The 18,709-nt window shown below is 70.1% G+C and carries 13 protein-coding genes and 1 pseudogene; 5 read left to right on the plus strand and 9 right to left on the minus strand.

The window, feature by feature from the left end:
- Window positions 1–194: 194 nt before the first annotated feature.
- Window positions 195–1,913 carry a diaminobutyrate--2-oxoglutarate transaminase family protein gene (locus tag ACZ4UU_RS38840; protein WP_471908134.1) on the minus strand — a complete coding sequence of 573 codons (1,719 nt, stop codon included), beginning with the start codon at window positions 1,911–1,913 and terminating at the stop codon, window positions 195–197.
- A gap of 358 nt (window positions 1,914–2,271) precedes the next feature.
- A complete protein-coding gene (locus ACZ4UU_RS38845) occupies window positions 2,272–2,676 on the minus strand; it encodes a MerR family transcriptional regulator (protein WP_471908135.1) in 405 nt (134 codons plus the stop codon).
- Window positions 2,677–3,095: 419 nt separating this feature from the next.
- Here ACZ4UU_RS38845 and ACZ4UU_RS38850 point away from each other — a divergent pair, with 419 nt between their 5' ends.
- Window positions 3,096–4,604 carry a SulP family inorganic anion transporter gene (locus ACZ4UU_RS38850; protein WP_471908136.1) on the plus strand — a complete coding sequence of 503 codons (1,509 nt, stop codon included), beginning with the start codon at window positions 3,096–3,098 and terminating at the stop codon, window positions 4,602–4,604.
- Window positions 4,605–5,462: 858 nt separating this feature from the next.
- Here ACZ4UU_RS38850 and ACZ4UU_RS38855 read toward each other — a convergent pair.
- Window positions 5,463–6,533: a PP2C family protein-serine/threonine phosphatase gene (locus tag ACZ4UU_RS38855; protein ID WP_471908137.1), complete on the minus strand. Its 1,071-nt coding sequence runs from the start codon at window positions 6,531–6,533 to the stop codon at window positions 5,463–5,465.
- A gap of 202 nt (window positions 6,534–6,735) precedes the next feature.
- Between ACZ4UU_RS38855 and ACZ4UU_RS38860 the strand changes: the two genes are divergently transcribed.
- A complete protein-coding gene (locus ACZ4UU_RS38860; RefSeq protein ID WP_471908138.1) occupies window positions 6,736–7,242 on the plus strand; it encodes a nitroreductase family deazaflavin-dependent oxidoreductase in 507 nt (168 codons plus the stop codon).
- A 141-nt stretch (window positions 7,243–7,383) separates the two neighbouring features.
- A pseudogene (locus ACZ4UU_RS38865) lies at window positions 7,384–7,511 on the plus strand (IS630 family transposase); the annotation flags it as partial.
- Between the two features lie 33 nt (window positions 7,512–7,544).
- Here ACZ4UU_RS38865 and ACZ4UU_RS38870 read toward each other — a convergent pair.
- Complete coding sequence (locus ACZ4UU_RS38870; RefSeq protein WP_471908139.1) at window positions 7,545–8,366, minus strand: methyltransferase domain-containing protein; 822 nt, start codon at window positions 8,364–8,366, stop codon at window positions 7,545–7,547.
- 289 nt (window positions 8,367–8,655) lie between these two features.
- Here ACZ4UU_RS38870 and ACZ4UU_RS38875 point away from each other — a divergent pair, with 289 nt between their 5' ends.
- Both ACZ4UU_RS38875 and ACZ4UU_RS38880 read left to right on the plus strand, forming a co-directional pair.
- Window positions 8,656–9,876 (plus strand): trypsin-like serine peptidase, encoded by a 1,221-nt coding sequence (locus tag ACZ4UU_RS38875; protein WP_471908140.1) that lies wholly within the window; start codon window positions 8,656–8,658, stop codon window positions 9,874–9,876.
- A gap of 157 nt (window positions 9,877–10,033) precedes the next feature.
- Window positions 10,034–11,230 carry a trypsin-like serine peptidase gene (locus ACZ4UU_RS38880; protein ID WP_471908141.1) on the plus strand — a complete coding sequence of 399 codons (1,197 nt, stop codon included), beginning with the start codon at window positions 10,034–10,036 and terminating at the stop codon, window positions 11,228–11,230.
- A gap of 70 nt (window positions 11,231–11,300) precedes the next feature.
- On the opposite strand, the gene hflX is transcribed toward ACZ4UU_RS38880, so the two are convergent.
- From hflX to ACZ4UU_RS38905, 5 genes are all read right to left on the minus strand, one after another.
- On the minus strand, window positions 11,301–12,794 hold the full coding sequence (gene hflX / locus ACZ4UU_RS38885; RefSeq protein WP_471908142.1) for a GTPase HflX: 1,494 nt from the start codon (window positions 12,792–12,794) through the stop codon (window positions 11,301–11,303).
- Between the two features lie 191 nt (window positions 12,795–12,985).
- Window positions 12,986–14,584 (minus strand): M1 family metallopeptidase, encoded by a 1,599-nt coding sequence (locus ACZ4UU_RS38890; protein WP_471908143.1) that lies wholly within the window; start codon window positions 14,582–14,584, stop codon window positions 12,986–12,988.
- A gap of 140 nt (window positions 14,585–14,724) precedes the next feature.
- A complete protein-coding gene (locus tag ACZ4UU_RS38895) occupies window positions 14,725–16,914 on the minus strand; it encodes a RelA/SpoT family protein (RefSeq protein ID WP_471908144.1) in 2,190 nt (729 codons plus the stop codon).
- Between the two features lie 297 nt (window positions 16,915–17,211).
- Window positions 17,212–18,081: a diaminopimelate epimerase gene (gene dapF / locus ACZ4UU_RS38900; protein WP_471908145.1), complete on the minus strand. Its 870-nt coding sequence runs from the start codon at window positions 18,079–18,081 to the stop codon at window positions 17,212–17,214.
- Window positions 18,082–18,127: 46 nt separating this feature from the next.
- Window positions 18,128–18,640, minus strand: coding sequence for a hypothetical protein (locus tag ACZ4UU_RS38905; protein ID WP_471908186.1), 513 nt, complete (start codon window positions 18,638–18,640; stop codon window positions 18,128–18,130).
- Window positions 18,641–18,709: the final 69 nt, after the last annotated feature.

Raw genomic sequence — 18,709 nt, forward strand, 5'->3', positions numbered from 1 at the left:
CGCCGTGCTGGTGGTGAGGGTGGGCGTGGCCGCGAGGGGGCCGCGGCCAAAGGGTGAGCTCGGAGGGGGTGTGTCAGTTGGCAATGAGGTTTCGGAGGGGAGTGAGGGGGCGCTCGGACGTGGGTCGGTCGACTGACGCCGGCACGACGGCACAGGTCGAGGTAGGCAGTGGCGCGCCCTCATCGGCTGCGCAGCTACACGGCGCGATCGGCCCAGTCGGCCCGGCCTGTCCGATCTGTTCGCCCTCCGCGCTGTCGGTGGCCCCGGTGCGGCTGATAGGTCCCGTCGTGGCCGACCTGATCGCGGGACACCGCGTCCACCGCGTCGGTCAGCCGGTCCAGCACTGCGCTGGCCTGCTCGTCGCTGATGGTCAGCGGTGGAAGCAGCCGTACGACGCTGGAGTGGCGGCCGCCGAGTTCGACGATCAGGCCGCGTCGAAGGCACTCCCGCTGGATGGCGGCAGCGAGTTCGGGCGCAGCTGGACGTGGGCGGCGATCCTGGTCCTGCGCTGCCGCCGCCCGCGCTCCTCCGCCGGCTGGTGCCAGGTCCTCCGAGAGACCGCCCGTAGTCCGGGCATGGGCGGCGTCCACGAGACCGCTCGCCGCACCCCCACCAGGCCATCCCAGATCATCGGAACCACCAGGATCAGCCTGGCCGGGAGCGCGCCCGTGCCCTCCCAGAGGAGCCAGGAGACCCGGCTCGCCGCCCGCCCTCTCAAGCGCCGCCCTGTTCGCCGTCCGCGGCCCTGCATTGCGCACCGATTCGGCTGGCTCCACCACCTCGACCCCGATCATCAGCCCCCTCCCCCGCACATCGCCGATGCACGTGAACTCACCGGCGAGTGCACGGAGTTGGCGCAACATCTGCGAGCCCAGTTCGGCCGCCCGCTCGGCGAGCCGGTTCTCGCGGACGTAGGCGAGGGTCGCTGTGCCGGCGGCCATGGCGAGCTGGTTTCCCCGGAACGTTCCGGCATGCGCGCCGGGTTGCCAGGCGTCGAGTTCGTCGCGATAGACGATGACCGCCAGGGGCAGGCTGCCGCCGATGGCCTTGGAGAGGACCATGACGTCGGGGGTGACGCCGCTGTGCTCCACGGCCCAGAAGGCACCGGTGCGCCCGACTCCTGTCTGGACCTCGTCGGCGATCAGTGGGATGGAGCGGTCGGCGGTGATCTGCCGCATGCGCCGCAGCCAGCCGTCCGGCGCGGGGATGACACCACCCTCGCCTTGGACGGGTTCGAGGATCATCCCGGCGGGATGCGGCACTCCCGACTTCGGGTCTTCGAGGACGGACTCGGTCCAGCGGGCGGCGAGTTCGGCACCGCGTTCGCCGCCGACGCCGAAGGGGCAGCGGTAGTCCTGCGGGTAGGGCAGGCGCGCGACGCGTACGTCGAAGGCGCCCCCGGACGCTTCGAGCGCCCCGGCGGTCATCCCGTGATAGGCGCCACTGAAGGCGAGGATCCCGTTGCGTCCGGTGGCGGCCCGGACAAGCTTGAACGCGGCCTCCACCGCGTCGGTGCCGGCCGGGCCGCAGAACTGCACGCGCGCGTGGTCGGAGAGGCCGGGCGGCAAGGTATGGAACAGCTCGGTGATGAAGGCGTCCTTGACCGGGGTCGCCAGGTCCAGGACGTGCAGTGGTGCGCCCGAGTCCAGGACTTTGCGGATGGCCTCGAGGACCACGGGATGGTTGTGTCCGAGTGCCAGCGTCCCGGCACCGGACAGACAGTCCAGGTAGCGGCGGCCGTCGGCCCCTTCGATGGTCAGTCCGCGCGCCCGCACCGGCACGATGGGCAGGGCACGCGCGTACGTGCGTGCCGCCGATTCGCGCGCCGACTGCCGCCGCAGAATCCCCTCGTGCACCGGGTGCGCCCCCGCCGACTCCGTTGTTTCCCCGCGCACAGATTCGGTCACTGCCATGGCTCCCTGTCCTCCCGCTGTCCAGGGGCGAGCAGGTCTCACACATCCTCGCCCGACCCGACATACGAAGCCCCGCGAGCGTCCACTCGAAACTCCGGGGAACTGGGCACAGGGGACCGCACACAGACAGCAGGCCCCCCACCGCTACCAACCCCGGACCGTTCACCGGGTTACGGGTTGCTTCAAGATCCTTGCCGTGGCGGGAACCGTTGCCGGTTCCGCACATGCCCAGGTGCAGCGCCCGCCGACCCCCTCTGGACGCTACGCAGACGGTCGCGCAGCGTCGTATCAGGACCGGCCTGGGGGCCCAGCCCGGTCGTGTACGAGATGTCCAGCAGGCGACAGGAACAGGACCGCGTCAGAGGGCGGGAGCCCGCGAGAGGCGCTCGGCCAGGGTGGCCGCGAACTCCTCAGCACGGGACAGTTGGGTGCGCAGGTCCTCGACCCGCTGCTGGGCGGCCTGTTCGAAGCCGCGAATCCGCTCCAGGAGTTCCTCGCGCTCCTCCGACAGCAGTTCCTCGCCCGAGTCGAGGCGGTCGGTGGCCTCCAGCAGGGCACGCATCTCGTCGAGGGTGAAGCCGAGGGGCTTCATGCGGCGTATGACCATCAGGCGGGCGACGTCGGCCTCGGTGTAGAGGCGGAACCCGCCTTGGGAGCGGGCGGAGGGGATGACGAGGCCGGTCTCCTCGTAGTGCCGGATGGTGCGCAGCGACAGCTCGGTCCGTGCGGCGACCTCGCCGATCTGCATGTGCTCGCTGCTCACGCGGGGTGCCTTCCTCGTCTCTCGTCACGGCCGCGCATGGCCGCCGCCGATCTCTACTCTAACGTTAGGGTAGAGTTTCCCTGGTACTGGCTCGGCTGGCTGCCTTGCCCATACCCATGGTGCGGGATGCCGTCCCGTGACCGTCAGTCATGTCGGGGCCGACGATGCCCCCGGCGAAGACCGTAGTCCGTGAAGCAGGAGAGAGCGTGCGCATGTCCGTGATGCCTGGCGCCGCTGCCTGCCCGCCGTGACCCTTCGCTCCTGAGCAGCGACCGATTCCCTCGCGGGTCGCTCAGCTACCGCCGCTCTGACTCCGGTCCGCCGTTCACGGACTTCGTGGCCGGCCGCCTGGCCTTCCACACCTTTCTGCGCGCCCGCCTGATGCCGGGTGTGCCCGAGCACGACAGGTTCCTCATCTCTTGTCTTCCTCCGCACTGTCCCCGGCCGCGTGGCTGCGCGGCTCCCGACGCCCGTCCTGGCTGTCCGATCCGAAGGTGCTGCGCACCGAGGTGCTGGCCGGTCTCGTGGTCGCCCTGGCGCTGATCCCGGAGGCGATCTCCTTCTCGATCATCGCCGGGGTCGCCCCGGCGGTCGGCCTTTTCGCCTCGTTCACCATGGCGGTGACCATCGCCGTCGTGGGCGGCCGGCCGGCCATGATCTCCGCGGCCACGGGTGCCGTAGCCCTGGTCATCGCCCCGCTCAACCGCGAGCACGGCTTCGGCTACCTCGTCGCGGCCGTCATACTCGCCGGCATCTTCCAGATCGTCCTCGGCGCGCTCGGGGTGGCGAAGCTGATGCGGTTCGTGCCGCGCAGTGTGATGGTCGGCTTCGTCAACTCCCTCGCCATCCTCATCTTCATGGCGCAGGTGCCGGAGATGACGGACGTGCCCTGGCCGGTCTATCCGCTGATCGCCGCCGGGCTGGCACTGATGGTGTTCTTCCCGAAGATCACCACCGTGATCCCGGCGCCGCTGGTGTCCATCGTCATCCTCACCGTCATCACCGTCGCGGCCGGGATCGCGGTGCCGACGGTGGGCGACAAGGGCGCCCTGCCCTCGTCCCTGCCCGTCCCCGGCATGCCGGACGTGCCCTTCACCCTGGACACGCTCACCACCATCGCCCCGTACGCGCTCGCCATGGCACTGGTCGGCCTGATGGAGTCGCTGATGACCGCCAAGCTGGTCGACGACATCACCGACACCCACTCCTCCAAGACCCGCGAGTCCGTCGGCCAGGGCATCGCCAACATCGTCACCGGCTTCTTCGGCGGCATGGGCGGCTGCGCCATGATCGGCCAGACGATGATCAACGTACGGGTCTCCGGCGCCCGCACCCGCCTGTCGACGTTCCTCGCGGGAGCATTCCTGATGGTGCTGTGCATCGCCTTCGGGCCGGTCGTCTCCGACATCCCCATGGCCGCGCTCGTCGCCGTGATGGTCATGGTGTCGGTGGCCACCTTCGACTGGCACTCCATCGCCCCGAAGACCCTCAAGCGAATGCCGGCCGGGGAAATCACCGTCATGGTGATCACCGTCGCGTGCGTGGTCGCCACCCACAACCTCGCCATCGGCGTCGTCGTCGGCACCATCACCGCCATGGTCATCTTCGCCAAGCGCGTCGCCCACCTCGCCGAGGTCACCGCCGTCACCGACCCCGACCACGCCACGGCCGTCTACCGGGTCACCGGCGAACTCTTCTTCGCCTCCTCCAACGACCTCGTCGGCCAGTTCGACTACGCCACCGACCCCGACAAGGTGGTCATCGACCTGACCGCCGCCCACATCTGGGACGCCTCCTCCGTCGCGGCCCTGGACGCCATCGAGACCAAGTACGCCCAACGCGGCAAGACCGTCCAGATCATCGGCCTGAACGAACCCAGCGCCCGGATCCACAAGACGCTCAGCGGTGAGCTCACCGGAAGTCACTGACCGGCGCGTACCCGCAACCGAGGGCCGTGGGAGGCATCGCTTCCCACGGCCCTCCGCCGTGGCACACTGCGCCTTCGGCCCAGCCGGCCGCATCACGCAGGGGCTTCACCCGGGACGCCCCGGTCTCCACGCTCCGCCAAGACGCCCGCCCCTTCGGGTCGTACACGACGGCGAGTGCGTCGCCAGGGCGAGTCGTCTTACCGCAGCCTCGCCAGATGCGGATCTCGAGCGGTGCGCCATACCGGTCGGCCACGGAGCACAGGTAGCGGCCGCGTAGCACAGGCAGCGGCCACGGCCGGCCGTCGCCGCAGCGTCCTGCACCGACGTCACGACCACGGACTCGACACGCCCGTGCCCGGCCAGGACCACACCAGCGGCGGCCTGAGGTGACGAGGGCCAGGCCCATTCCGAGCACGCCACGATGCCGATCAGCGCCCGTCCGGCCCGCATCACGCCAGGGTGGAAAGCAAGTGCCGCAGCGCACAACAGGCCGGCTTCGCCGTGTGCCAGCCCGGGGATCCCGCACCAGGCGCCCACCAGCGCACTCAGGCCGATGGAACCCCGCCCCGAGCACTCCGGCCAGGAGTCCCTCCCCGGTCAGCCACCACGGTGGCAGACCGACGAAATCCGCGGGCCCCCACACCACGGCGCGCGATTGCCCCATCAAACGCGGTTCCACCCGGGCCAAGGGCGATGCGGTCGGCGCATGTCCGACCATCACGCGTCGCGCCCGACAGCGGCGTCGGTCGCCCAACCAGCGGGTGCGGTTCCGGATCGTCCGACGTCGGCGCCAGTGGTTGCTGCTCAATCACGGACCGGGGACAGATTCTCCCCGCCCCGCCCCGCCCCGCCCCGCCCCTAAGCATGTCCATGACCGTGGTAGCGCAGCAGGAGCATCGCCGCATCGTCATGCACTGGCCCGGCGACGTGCTGAACCACGTCTTCGCGCAAGCCCCGCAGAGCGGCGTGCGCGTCCAGATCCTTCAGCAGGTGGGCGCGGTCGCCGAGGGGATAGAAGCGGCCGGTGTCGTCGCGGGCTTCGGTGATGCCGTCGGTGTACAGCAGCAGTTGCTCGCCAGGTGCGAAGCCCACGCGGAACGGCTCGGGAGCATCCGTCCCGTGCGCACCCAGTCCCAACGGGAGCGCGTACGCGAAGGGCTGGGGAAAGTCAGTCGTTCCGTCGCGCCGTACGAGCATCGGGGCCGGATGGCCGTAGTTCAGGAAGACGGCCTCGTGGTCGGTACCGATCTCGGCGAGTATCGCGGTGACGAACTTCTCCCCCTCCAACTCCCGTGCCACACTGCGCTCCAGACGCGCGCCGAGTCCCGTCAATTCGGGCTCGTCATGGGCGGCTTCCCGGAACGCGCCGAGCACCACCGCGGCCGTCTCCACCGCGGCCAGCCCCTTGCCCTGCACATCGCCCACGATCACCCGGACGCCGTGCGGCGAGGCCACCACCTCGTACAGATCTCCGCCGATCCGAGCCTCGGCGACAGCAGAGGTGTACGACACCGCCGCCTGCAACGGCCCCGCGGTCAGCGGCACCGGCCGCAGCAGCACCCGCTGGGCCACCTCCGCGATCGACCGCACACTGGCCAGCTCCGCCTCCCGACGCGAACGCATCACGGCCGCCGCGATACCCGCGCCCGTCACTCCCGCCACAGAAGCCATAGCGGTGTATCCCCGCCGGGACTCGAACAGTCCGTCGTACAGCCCCAGCCCCACGCACAGCACCAGCGCCACGAAGCCGATCAGCGCGGTACGCCGCCACCCTCCGACCAGCCCTGAGAACGCCGGCCCCAGCGAAACCAGCGGAAGCAGCCCGACACTCGGGCCAGCCACGACGTCCACGCCCGCCACCGCCGCCATCACCATGATCGGCATCCAGGACAGAGCCCGGCCACCGGACGACGGTTTGTTCACGGTCACGACGTACTCCAGCGGTGTGGCAGCCCTGGAGGGGGTCACTCTTCCCAGATGTCTCCCCCCATCACATTTAGACTATGCAAAGGTTTGCCGAACGAGGAGATCCCCGCACCAGCCCTTTACCCAATCGAGTCCGGATCCGAGTCCGAGCCGAGTCCGAGCCGAGTCCGAGAGTCGACAGTTCCTACCCGCGAAAAGAGCCACGATGACGCGCAGACGCGAGGAAACATCCGTCCGCCCGCAACTCCCTGCCGGATGGCGGCGCCTGGCCGCACGGCTGCCGATCCTGCTCTTCCGCGCGGGACTGGGGCCGGTCTTCGGCAAACGGCTGCTCCTGCTGCACCACACCGGCCGCGTCACCGGACTGAATCGCCATGTGGTCCTGGAGGTCGTGCACTACGAACCCTCCGAAGGGAGTTGGACCGTCGCTGCCGGCTTCGGCCCGAAAGCCGATTGGTACCGGAACCTTCGCGCGGAGCCGAAGACGGTCATTCAGTTCGGCAACCGTCACCATGCCGTCACCGCCCAGTTCCTGTCACCCGAGGAGGGAGGGGAGGAAATGGCCCGCTATGCCCGGAGGCATCCCGCAACAGCCCGCCGTCTGTGCGCATTCATGGGGCTACCGGTGGATGGTGGCGACGCGTCGTTCCGAGATGCCGGACGAGCCATCCCCTTCGTGCGTCTCGACGCCGTCAGCCGTGCTCGCCGCTGAGCGAAGCCCGGCAGCGAGTCCGGCAGCGAAGCCCAGCGGGACGGCGGGACGGCAGGGGCTGGCGATCTCTTGCACTGCGCAAGGGTCTCGCCCCAAGGGCTGAGCCGGCGGCGCACGAGAGGCACAAGCACGGTCACCACCACCCGGGCCCTGCATGCCTACCTGCGATGGCGCGACGCCAACACCCGCCACCGCGACCTCCTGGCCGCCGAACGAAGGAACGAGCCCGCGCCCGCAGCGAGAAGGGCCACCACTGGGGGCCGCTCCCGCACCGCCGCGGTCGGATACGGCATATCTCCCCCTCACTCGCTGCCCTCAGTCTGACAACGGCAGCGTGCCCGCCGTAAGGAAGAACGTGACGGCGTAGGTAAAGCGACCTGCGCGCACGGCATCGTCGAACTGGGCCACGAACCGGTCCGCGTCCTTGAGGTCGAGGTAGCCCCGAGCAGCGGCGGTGTGCGCCCAGGTGCGCAGCCCATGACATTGTCGGCCGCCGACGAGTCGCGCACGACCAGAGTCCGGGCTTCCACAGTGATGTCGTGGAGGCCGCGAGCACCGAGCAGTCCGGCGTGTCGGTGGGCCAGCGCACCGTTGCGCAGACCCGCGTCGGCCCGGAAGCGCAACACCCGGCGGGCGAGCTCCTGGTCTTCGATGTCGAGTACCTGGGTGTCGTAGTCCGGGTCTGCCAGGGCGATCCGGCCACCGGGGCGGACCACGCGTAGCAACTCGTCCAGCACCCGCGCCGGTTCGGCGACATGCTGCAGGACCCGGTCGGCCCAGGCGCCGTTGAACTGACCCGCCGCGAAGGGCAGCCGATGCCCGTCCGCGACAGCGGCGCGTGGCAGCCCTCGGTTCCGTGCCTGCGCGATCATCGTCAAGGAGCTGTCAACCGCCACGACCTCGACCCCACAGCGCGAGCGCAGGGCTACGGCGGCGTCCCCAGTACCCGCTCCGACCTCAAGGAACAGCTCGCCGGGCTCGGCACGCAGGAACTCCCGCAACCGCTGCTTGTAAGCGGCGTAGAACGGCTCCGCACTCAACCGGTCCAGGGCCTGGACCCATTCGGCGGGCCGAGGCTGCGTGTCCACCGACGTGAAACCGTGAGCAACATCGCGATCGTTCATGGGAGCACGCTAGAGGTGCCGACCAGGCCCATGGGCCTTTCCCGCCAGAGCACCAGCCTCACTCGGCCATGCACAAGCCACGGCGTTTCCCAATCAGCACCTCTCCGGATGAATTGCCAGGTCAGCAAGCCCGTAGCGAAACCGTTGCCGTTCCGTCGGAACTCCCCCGCAGCGAGCGCATAGTGTGTGGTGCCGTCCCAACGCGCCGTGACACACACCGGACCAGCGATGGAACGCGGAAGTACACGGCCGCGGCACCAAGTACCGTCATCCCAGGGGGAGTCAGATCATGCGTTCGATACGGCCGTCGTTCACCGCTCGTCGAGGGAGGAACACGCGCCGCACCACCTCCCCGCTCCCCGTGGTCGCGCTGGCCGCGGCGCTGGCCTTCAGCGTCACCGCCTGCGAGTCGGGCGAGCCCGAGGCCGGCGGCGCCGCCACCGCGTCGGCGGCGGCCGGGGGCGAGGGCAAGATCACGATCCCGGACGACATCAAGGACAAGCTCAAAGAGCACGGGATCGACATCGACAAGTGGAAGGACGGCGCCTGGAAGCAGTGGGACAAGGACGACTGGCTCCGCGAGGCGCAGGACTACATCAACCCGATCATCGAGGGCCTGTGGGACCCGGACCGTATGCGGGACGCCGAGGATCCGGACCGTGGCGTCGACGACAGCGACCTCTCCGGTGACCAGGGCGTGACCGACCCGACGCCGGCGCCCGTGGACGCCCAGGCCGTACCGACGTCGTACCACGCCAACGCGCCCGAGGCCGGCAAGGTGTTCTTCGACTCCCCGGAAGGCACGATGGTCTGCTCGGCGACGGTCGTCCAGGACCCGGCCAACCCCGGCAAGTCCAACATGGTCTGGACGGCCGGACACTGTGTGCACGCCGGCAAGAGCGGTGGCTGGTACCGCAACATCGCGTTCGTGCCGTCCTACAACGACTCGGGCATGCCGGCCGCGCAGATCAAGAACGCCACGCGGGAGCAGGTCGCTCCATACGGCGTCTGGTGGGCCGACTGGGCGCAGACCTCGGACCAGTGGATCGCGCAGGGCGGTGCGACGGGCGGCGACGGCGCCTCGTACGACTTCGCAGTGCTGCAAGTGAAGCCGGAGAAGGGCGGCAACGGCAAGTCCCTGGAGGAGATGGTCGGTTCGGCCCTGCCGGTGGACTTCAACGCGCCCGCTGTCCCCGACGTGGACAGCATCAAGGCGATCGGCTACCCGGCGGCCGCGCCGTTCGACGGCCAGAAGCTGTACCAGTGCCAGGACAAGCCGGGCCGGCTGTCGCTCAAGGCATCGGACCCGACCATGTACCGCATCGGCTGCACCATGACCGGCGGTTCGTCCGGTGGCGGCTGGGTCGCGACGGGCTCGGACGGCAAGCCTGCGCTCATCTCCAACACCTCCATCGGCCCGGTGGACTCGGGCTGGCTGGCAGGCCCGCGGCTGGGCAAGGAGGCCAACGGCATCTTCGACAAGGTGAGCGACAAGTACGCCGGTCAGTGACGTAGGCACCGGCGGCGGTGGGGCGGGGGAGAAACCTTCACCACCTCACCGCCGTTCGCCCTCAACTCCACGGGCATAGTGGGGTGTCGCGTCCGAGGGGTCGCACTACGTCTCAGCACGTTCCAACGGGGGTTACCGCACCGTGCGTTCCACACCCATGCCCACAGCTCCACGCCGCAGGCGGCGCTCCGCCCTGACGGCCACCGGCCTTGTCGCCGTCCTCGCGCTCACCGCGACCGCCTGTGGCGGCTCGGTGGAGGACGCGGCGAACGACCGGGCCGATGCCGCCGCGTCCAAGGCCGCCGACGAGATCGGCGACGGCAAGATCCAGATCCCGACCGACATCGCGGACAAGCTCAATGAGCACGGCATCGATGTCGACAAGTGGACCAGCGGCGGCTGGAAGGACTGGGACAAGGACAAGTGGCTGAGTGAGGCCAAGGACTTCGTCAACCCGGTGATCGAGGGCCTCTGGAAGCCCGATCGGATGCAGTCCGCCAAGGAGGCCAACAAGACGGTCACCACGCAGGACGCCTCCGCCGACCAGGGCGTGAGCGATCCGGAGCCCGCCCCCGTGCAGGCCACGGCCGAGAAGACGCCGTACCACGACAACGCGGCACCGGTCGGCAAGGTCTTCTTCGACTCCCCCGACGGCCCGGCCGTCTGCTCCGGCACGGTCATCAAGGACGTCAACCACCCCGGCAAGTCCAACCTCGTCTGGACCGCCGGCCACTGTGTGCACGCCGGTGGCGACGGCGGCTGGTACCGCAACATCGTCTTCGTACCGGCGTACAACGATCTCGGCAAGTCCGCGGCTCAGCTGAGCAACGCGAACGCCACCGAGATCGCCCCGTACGGCAACTGGTGGGCGGACTGGGTCTCGACGTCCAACGAGTGGATCCAGGGCGGCTCGGAGACCGGCGGCGCGGGTGCCGCGTACGACTACTCCGTGCTGCATGTGAAGCCCGAGCAGGGTTCCAAGTCGCTCGAGGAGACGGTCGGCGCCGCCCTCGACGTGGACTTCTCGGCGCCGTCGGCGACCGAGGCCGGCACGATGGGCGCCTGGGGCTACCCGGCGGCGCCGCCGTACAACGGCCTGCGGATGTTCAAGTGCCTCGACCAGCCGGGCCGGTTCTCGCTCAGCTCGACTCTGCCGACGATGTACCGCATCGGCTGCACCATGACCGGCGGTTCGTCGGGGGGCGGCTGGTTCCGGGTGGTGGACGGCGAGACCAAGCTGGTGTCGAACACGTCCATCGGCCCTGAGGACAACACCTGGCTGGCAGGCCCGCAGCTGGGAGCGGGCGCCGAATCCGTGTACCAGTACATGAGCAAGACGTACGGCGGTCGCTGACACTCATACATACGCCGAAGGCCCGCCCCCTGCGTGAGGGGGCGGGCCTTCGGCGTATCTACGGCGTGGCTCAGGCGGCCGGCGCCGGAACGTACGGCGCGAGATCCGCCGCCAGTTCCTCGTGCACCAGCACCTTGAGCAGCGTGCCCTCCGGGGTGTGCTCCTCGGAGATCACCTCGCCCTCGGTGTGGGCGCGGGCGACCAGCTTGCCGTGGGTGTACGGCACGAGCGCCTCGATCTCGACGGACGGGCGGGGCAGCTCGTTGTCGATCAGCGCAAGCAGCTCGTCGATGCCCTGGCCGGTGCGGGCCGAGACCGCGAGGGAGCGCTTCTCGATCCGCATCAGCCGCTGGAGCGTCAGCGGGTCGGCCGCGTCCGCCTTGTTGATCACGACGATCTCCGGTACGTCGGTCGCGCCGACGTCCCTGATCACCTCGCGTACGGCGGCCAGCTGCTCCTCCGGGTTCGGGTGCGAGCCGTCCACCACGTGCAGGATCAGGTCGGACTCGCCGACCTCCTCCATGGTGGAGCGGAACGCCTCGACCAGGTGGTGCGGCAGGTGCCGTACAAAACCGACGGTGTCGGCCAGCGTGTACAGCCGTCCGCCCGGGGTCTCGGCCCGGCGCACGGTCGGGTCGAGGGTCGCGAACAGCGCGTTCTCGACCAGCACGCCCGCGCCAGTGAGGCGGTTGAGCAGGGAGGACTTACCGGCGTTGGTGTAGCCCGCGATGGCGACCGAAGGCACCTTGTGGCGCTTGCGCTCCTGGCGCTTGATCTCGCGGCCGGTCTTCATGTCCGCGATCTCCCGGCGCATCTTCGCCATCTTCTCGCGGATCCGACGCCGGTCCGTCTCGATCTTGGTCTCACCGGGACCACGGGTGGCGAGGCCACCGCCCTTGCCGCCGCCCATCTGCCGGGACAGCGACTGACCCCAGCCTCGCAGCCTCGGCAGCATGTACTGCATCTGCGCGAGCGCGACCTGCGCCTTGCCCTCTCGGGACTTGGCGTGCTGGGCGAAGATGTCGAGGATCAGGGCCGTACGGTCGATGACCTTGACCTTGACGACGTCTTCGAGGGCGATGAGCTGGCCCGGGCTGAGCTCACCGTCGCAGATGACGGTGTCGGCGCCGGACTCGACGACGATGTCGCGCAGCTCCAGGGCCTTGCCGGAACCGATGAAGGTGGCCGCGTCGGGCTTGTCACGGCGCTGGATCACGCCGTCGAGCACGAGCGCGCCCGCGGTCTCCGCGAGGGCGGCGAGCTCCGCGAGGGAGTTGTCCGCGTCCTGCACGGTCCCCGAGGTCCAGACACCGACGAGCACGACCCGCTCCAGGCGGAGCTGGCGGTACTCGACCTCGGTGACGTCCTCGAGCTCGGTGGAGAGGCCCGCCACGCGGCGCAGTGCCGCGCGCTCGGAGCGGTCGAACTGGTCGCCGTCCCGCTCTCCGTCGATCTCGTGGCTCCAGGCGACGTCCTCTTCCATCAGGGCATCGGCCCGAAGACCTTCGGGATAGGTGTGCGCGAAGCGCTGCGAGTCCTGGGAAGGGGAAGAAGAGGAGGTCATTGGGTCCTTACGTCGATGGGGAATCCGTTTGCGGCGACGGTGGCAGTGGTTCTGGCCCTTCGGAGTGGGTCCGTAGCGCCCGGAAACTGTCCGTCACTACCCACAACGCACGAGTACCCCGGGAGATTCCCGCGGACCGTGCCGTGCCGACCTGAAGATGGTCGCACGGCACGGCCCGTCTCGTCACCGCCTTATTCGCCGGTCGCCTTCTTCCCGGCGGCCGTCCTGGCGGCGGCCTTCTTCCCAGCCGGCTTCCCGGTTGCCTTCGTCTTCCCGGCCGTCTGCGTCGGGTCCGCAGACTTCCACTCCGGCTGACCGGGCATCGGCGGGGTCTTCTCGCCGTACAGCCAGGCGTGCATGAAGCCGTCGAGGTGGCGTCCGGAGATGTCCTCCGCCAGCGCGACGAAGTCCGCGGTCGTGGCGGAACGGTCCTTGTAGCGCTGCACCCAGGCGCGCTCCAGGCGCTCGAACGCCGGGGCGCCGATCTCCTGGCGGAGGGCGTACAGGACCAGGGAGGCGCCGTCGTAGACGTTCGGCCGGAAGATCCCGTTCTTCTGGCCGGCGGCGGCCACCTTGGGCGCCGCGGGCGGCCCGCCTGCCGCACGCCAGCGGTCGGAGGCGGCGTACGCGGCCTTCATCCGCGCCTCCATCGGCCGGCCCGCCTTCTCCGCCGCGTACAGCGTCTCGTACCAGGTGGCGTGCCCCTCGCTGAGCCACAGGTCGGACCATGCGCGCGGGCTGACGCTGTCGCCGAACCACTGGTGCGCCAGCTCATGCACCATGATCGACTCGATGTACCACTTCGGGAAGGCGGAGTCGGTGAAGAGGTCCCGCTCGAAGAGCGAGAGCGTCTGCGTCTCGAGTTCGAATCCGGTGGCGGCGTCGGCGATGAGCAGGCCGTACGTCTCGAAGGGGTAGCGCCCGACCTTGCTCTCCATCCAGGAGATCTGGCCCGGGGTCTTCTTCAGCCACGGTTCGAGCTGCTTGCGGTCCTTGACGGGCACGACGTCCCGGACGGGCAGTCCGTGCGGCCCGGTGCGGTGCACTACCTCCGAGCGGCCGATGGACACCTGGGCGAGTTCGGTGGCCATGGGGTGCCGGGTGCGGTACGTCCAGGTCGTCGAGCCGCCCGCGCGGTCCACGTCCGTCGGCAGGCCGTTGGCCACGGCGGTGTAGCCATTGGGCGCGGTGACCCGGATGGTGAACATCGCCTTGTCGGAGGGGTGGTCGTTGCACGGGAACACGACATGGGCGGCGTCGGCCTGGTTGGCCATGGCGAGGCCGTCCTTGGTCCGCACCCAGCCGCCCTCCCGGGTCTTGCCGTACACGGGGTCGCTGGTGTGCCGCACGGTGATCCGCGTCCAGCTGCCGTCGGCCAACGGCTCCTCGGGCGTGACGACCAGGTCCTCACCGGCGCTGCGGAACGTCGCGGAGGTCCCGTCGACCTCGACTGACTCGACCTTGCCGTGGGCGAAGTCCAGGTTGACGCGGTCCAGGTCCTTCGTCGTCCAGGCGTCGATCGTGGTGACGGCCTGGAGGGGCTTGCTGTTCGTGCCGGTATAGGTGAAGGAGAGGTCGTACGAGGCCACGTCGTAGCCGGGGTTGCCCAGGTGCGGGAACAGACGGTCGCCGACGCCCAGGGGTTCGGCCGGGGCGCTCGCGGCGAGGAGGCCGAAGGACGCGGTGAGGGCGACCAGGGCGGACGCCTGGGCCCGTCGGCGGGTTCCGGGGCGGGTGCGAGGAGCGCCAGGGACTGGTCGCTGAGCCTCGGTGCGGGGGGTGAGCAGCATGCACCACGGCTATCAGCGCGCGCGTGCGGGGCGTCGACGACGCGCGACCGTCCCACTCGAACGGGTATGTCAGGTGGGTCCAGCCGCTGGAGCCCCCCGTGCCTTCACGCGCCCGCGTCACCCCCTCACACGCGCCCTGCTCACACCCCCTGAGTCTGCGGCTGTGCCCTGCTCACGTCGTACACGCCCCCCACGTTCCGCATCGCCCGCATGAGCCCCGGCAACAGCGCCGCGTCCGGCAGCTGGACGGTGTAGGTGTGGCGTACGCGCTGCTGGGTCGGGGGTTCGACCGTCGCCGAGACGATCTCCGCGCCCTCCAGGGCCATGGCCTCCGTGAGGTCCGCCAGCAGATGGGGGCGGACGAACGATTCGGCGACCAGAGTGACCCGGCATTCGGTGATCTCTCCCCAGCGCACACCGACCTCCGCGCGCCCGGCCCCCTTCATACGCGCCACCGCGGAGCACCCGACGCGATGAACCGTCACCACTCCCCCGCGCACGGCGAATCCGGTGACCTCGTCGGGCGGTACGGGGGTGCAGCAGCCGGCGAGGCGTACGGTCGCGCCGGGACGGTCGACGAGTACGTCGCCGCCCTCGGACCGGCCGACCGGGCCCTCGGCACCCGGCCGCACGGGCGCCCCTTCCGGGGCAGCCGTCTGGTTCATGGCCCCTTCCGCCGCCCCCCGGAAGGCCACCCCGGCCTCCTTGGCCTCCGCGGTCCCCTGCGAGGGGTGCGCGGCCAGCCACCGCTGGATGGCGATCCTGGCGGCAGGCGTGTGAGCGTGCTCCAACCACTCCCTGGAAGGCTCCGAGGCCGGGTCCTGGCCCATGAGGAGCTGTACGGTGTCGCCGTCCCGCAGAACGGTGCTGAGGGTCGCCAGGCGGCCGTTGACGCGGGCGCCGATGCACGCGTGCGCGTCCTCGCCGTACTGCGCGTAGGCGGCGTCCACACAGGTCGCGCCCTCGGGCAGCCCCAGAGTGCCACCGTCGGGCCGGAACACGGTGATCTCGCGGTCCTGGGCGAGATCCTCGCGCAGGGTGGACCAGAAGGTGTCCGGGTCGGGGGCGGCCTCCTGCCAGTCGAGGAGGCGGGAGAGCCAGCCGGGGCGCGTGGGGTCGGCGCGCTCGCCGTCGCCGGCAGCGACCTGCTCCTCCGAAGGAGGAGCATAGGGATTGCCGAGCGCGACGACGCCGGCCTCGGCCACCTTGTGCATCTGGTGGGTGCGGATGAGGACTTCGGTGACCTGGCCGTCCGCGCGGGCGACCGCTGTGTGCAGCGACTGGTACAGGTTGAACTTGGGGACGGCGATGAAGTCCTTGAACTCCGAGACGACCGGCGTCATACAGGTGTGCAGTTCACCCAGCACGCCGTAACAGTCCGCGTCCTCGTTCACCAGCACCAGCAGCCGCCCGAAGTCGGCGCCACGCAGTCGGCCGCGTTTGCGGGAGACGCGGTGCACGGAGACGAAGTGCCGCGGCCGGATGAGGACTTCGGCCTGGATGCCGGCCTCGCGCAGGACCGTGCGCATCTCGTCGGCCATCTCCGCGAGCGGATCGTCCTCGCGTGAGGCGTTGCCGACGATCAGCTCCCGGGTGTGCTCGTACTCCTCGGGGTGCAGGATCGCGAAGACCAGGTCCTCCAGTTCCGTCTTGAGCGCCTGGACGCCGAGTCGCTCGGCGAGCGGGATGAGCACGTCACGGGTCACCTTGGCGATGCGGGCCTGTTTCTCGGGGCGCATCACGCCGAGGGTGCGCATGTTGTGCAACCGGTCGGCGAGTTTGATCGACATCACGCGGACGTCGTTGCCGGTGGCGACGAGCATCTTGCGGAAGGTCTCGGGCTCGGCGGCGGCGCCGTAGTCGACCTTCTCCAGCTTCGTGACGCCGTCGACGAGGAAGCGGACCTCCGCGCCGAACTGCTCGCCGACCTGATCGAGCGTCACGTCGGTGTCCTCGACGGTGTCGTGCAGCAGAGAGGCCGTCAAGGTCGTGGTCTCGGCGCCGAGTTCGGCGAGGATCAGGGTCACCGCGAGCGGGTGCGTGATGTACGGCTCGCCGCTCTTGCGCATCTGGCCGCGGTGCGAGGACTCGGCCAGCACATAGGCGCGGCGCAGCGGTTCGAGGTCGGCGTCGGGATGGTGGGCCCGGTGGGCCTCGACGACATGGCTGATGGCGTCGGGCAACCGGCCGCGCGAGGCGGGGCCGAGCAACGCCGCCCGGCCGAGGCGGCGCAGGTCGATGCGGGCACGGGCCTTCCTGCGAGGCACCGCAGGCGTCACAGGGCCTGCTACCGGGCCTGGCGTCGCGGAATTCGTGGCCTCCGCACTCATGGGCACCTCCGGCTGCGTGGACCGGCGAACGGGGTGCCCCATGGCGGACACGGCTCAGGGGATGAAGACATCTCCCCCGTCCGGGCCGGTGCTTGATGCTACCGAGCCCATCACGTGCGACTGACCGCCTCCCGCCGAGCGTGAAACGGATCACCCATTCGAGCGAGGGTGTGCGGGTATACGTTTTTGCGCCAGACAGCCAGCCGTCGTTCGTGATCTCGAACGCCCTGAAGGTCCGACGGCTCACCTCTCAAGCCACGTCCGGCCCGAGACTCTGATGCCGCGTCGCCAAACCGTTCAGGGAACGAACTTTTCCAGCCACTCGGCGTCGATCTCTCCCTCGGCCACGATCACCGCGGGGCCGGTCATCTCGATCTCTCCGTCGGGCCGCTCGGTGATCACCAGGGTGCCGCCCGGCACCTCGACGGTGTACGTCGCGGGGACGCCGGTGACCGCCGGGTCGGTCCCGTCCCGCCGAGCGGTGGCCACGGCGACGGCGCACGCGCCCGTGCCGCACGACCGGGTCTCGCCGGCGCCGCGCTCGTGCACGCGCAGCGCGACGTGGCCGGGCCCTCGGTCGACCACGAACTCGACGTTGACCCCGTCCGGATAGGCCGAGGCCGGGCTGAACGGCGGCGCCGAGTACAGGTCGCCGGCGTGGGCGAGGTCGTCCACGAAGGCGACCGCGTGCGGGTTGCCCATGTTCACGTTCCGCGCGGACCAGGTGCGCTCACCGACGGTGACCGTGACGTCCCCTTCGGGAAGCAGCGCCTTGCCCATGCCGACGGTGACATCTCCGTCCTTGGCGATGTGCACGGTCTTCACACCCCCGCGCGTGGCGACCGCGAGATCACCCTCGGCGGCGTACCCGGCGTGCTGCAGGTAGCGCGCGAACACGCGCACGCCGTTGCCGCACATCTCCGCGATCGAGCCGTCGCCGTTGCGGTAGTCCATGAACCACTCGGCCTCGGCAGCCATGTCCTTGGCCTCGGGGTGCGCCGCGGACCGCACGACGTGCAGCAGCCCGTCACCGCCGATGCCGGCGCGGCGGTCGCACAGGGCGGCGACGGCGGCCGGGGGGAGGTCGATGACGTTCTCGGGGTCCGGGACGATCACGAAGTCGTTCTCGGTGCCATGACCCTTGAGGAAGGCGATCCGCGTGCTCATTCCTCGATCGTACGGTGCCGCTACGACAGACCCGTCAGGACGGCCCTCAGCGCAGGCGAGCCACTCGCCACACGGCCAGCACGACGATCGCGGCAACCAGCAGGACGTACGCCAGCACGACCCGCCAGTCCGGTCGGCGGCCGGAGCCGCGCTGCGGCAGCCCGGGCCAGGTGTAGCCGACCCGGCGGGCGGCCATCATGCCCCAGCCGGCCGCGCAGGAGCAGATCAGCAGCCCCAGCATGGCGATCACGGCCCCGCTGTCGCCGAAGTCGAAGGCCAGCGGGAAGGCGAACATCAGGGAGCCGACCGCGGCCAGGGAGACGATCGGCGCGAGCTGCCAGATGCGCAGTCGGCGCTGCGGGCGCAGCTCGACCTCGACCTCCGGGCCGCTCGCGTACATCTCCTCGGGCTCGGGGCCGTCGTCGGTGACGCCGCCCTCGGTCTCGTCGATCCCGTCCGGCCCGTCGGGGCTCAGACGGTCGCCGTCCCGCTCCGGTTCGTCCCGGTCAGCGGTGACGTTCTCGGTGTCTTGTGCGGTGTCGCGAGGGCCGGCCTCCATCGCCACGCGCCCTCCCAACTCGGACTCCACTTGGTCGATCGAAGCTCGATGATGGCATGGCACCGGAGG

This window comes from Streptomyces sp. NPDC028907 (assembly GCF_055564995.1).

Excerpts from the sequence above, each read along its gene's own strand:
- ACZ4UU_RS38840 (WP_471908134.1), bottom strand. The coding sequence starts at position 1,913 with ATGGCAGTGACCGAATCTGTGCGCGGGGAAACAACGGAGTCGGCGGGG.
- ACZ4UU_RS38860 (WP_471908138.1), top strand. The coding sequence starts at position 6,736 with ATGACGCGCAGACGCGAGGAAACATCCGTCCGCCCGCAACTCCCTGCC.
- ACZ4UU_RS38870 (WP_471908139.1), bottom strand. The coding sequence starts at position 8,366 with ATGAACGATCGCGATGTTGCTCACGGTTTCACGTCGGTGGACACGCAG.
- ACZ4UU_RS38875 (WP_471908140.1), top strand. The coding sequence starts at position 8,656 with ATGCGTTCGATACGGCCGTCGTTCACCGCTCGTCGAGGGAGGAACACG.
- ACZ4UU_RS38880 (WP_471908141.1), top strand. The coding sequence starts at position 10,034 with ATGCCCACAGCTCCACGCCGCAGGCGGCGCTCCGCCCTGACGGCCACC.
- hflX (WP_471908142.1), bottom strand. The coding sequence starts at position 12,794 with ATGACCTCCTCTTCTTCCCCTTCCCAGGACTCGCAGCGCTTCGCGCAC.
- ACZ4UU_RS38890 (WP_471908143.1), bottom strand. The coding sequence starts at position 14,584 with ATGCTGCTCACCCCCCGCACCGAGGCTCAGCGACCAGTCCCTGGCGCT.
- ACZ4UU_RS38895 (WP_471908144.1), bottom strand. The coding sequence starts at position 16,914 with ATGAGTGCGGAGGCCACGAATTCCGCGACGCCAGGCCCGGTAGCAGGC.
- dapF (WP_471908145.1), bottom strand. The coding sequence starts at position 18,081 with ATGAGCACGCGGATCGCCTTCCTCAAGGGTCATGGCACCGAGAACGAC.
- ACZ4UU_RS38905 (WP_471908186.1), bottom strand. The coding sequence starts at position 18,640 with ATGGAGGCCGGCCCTCGCGACACCGCACAAGACACCGAGAACGTCACC.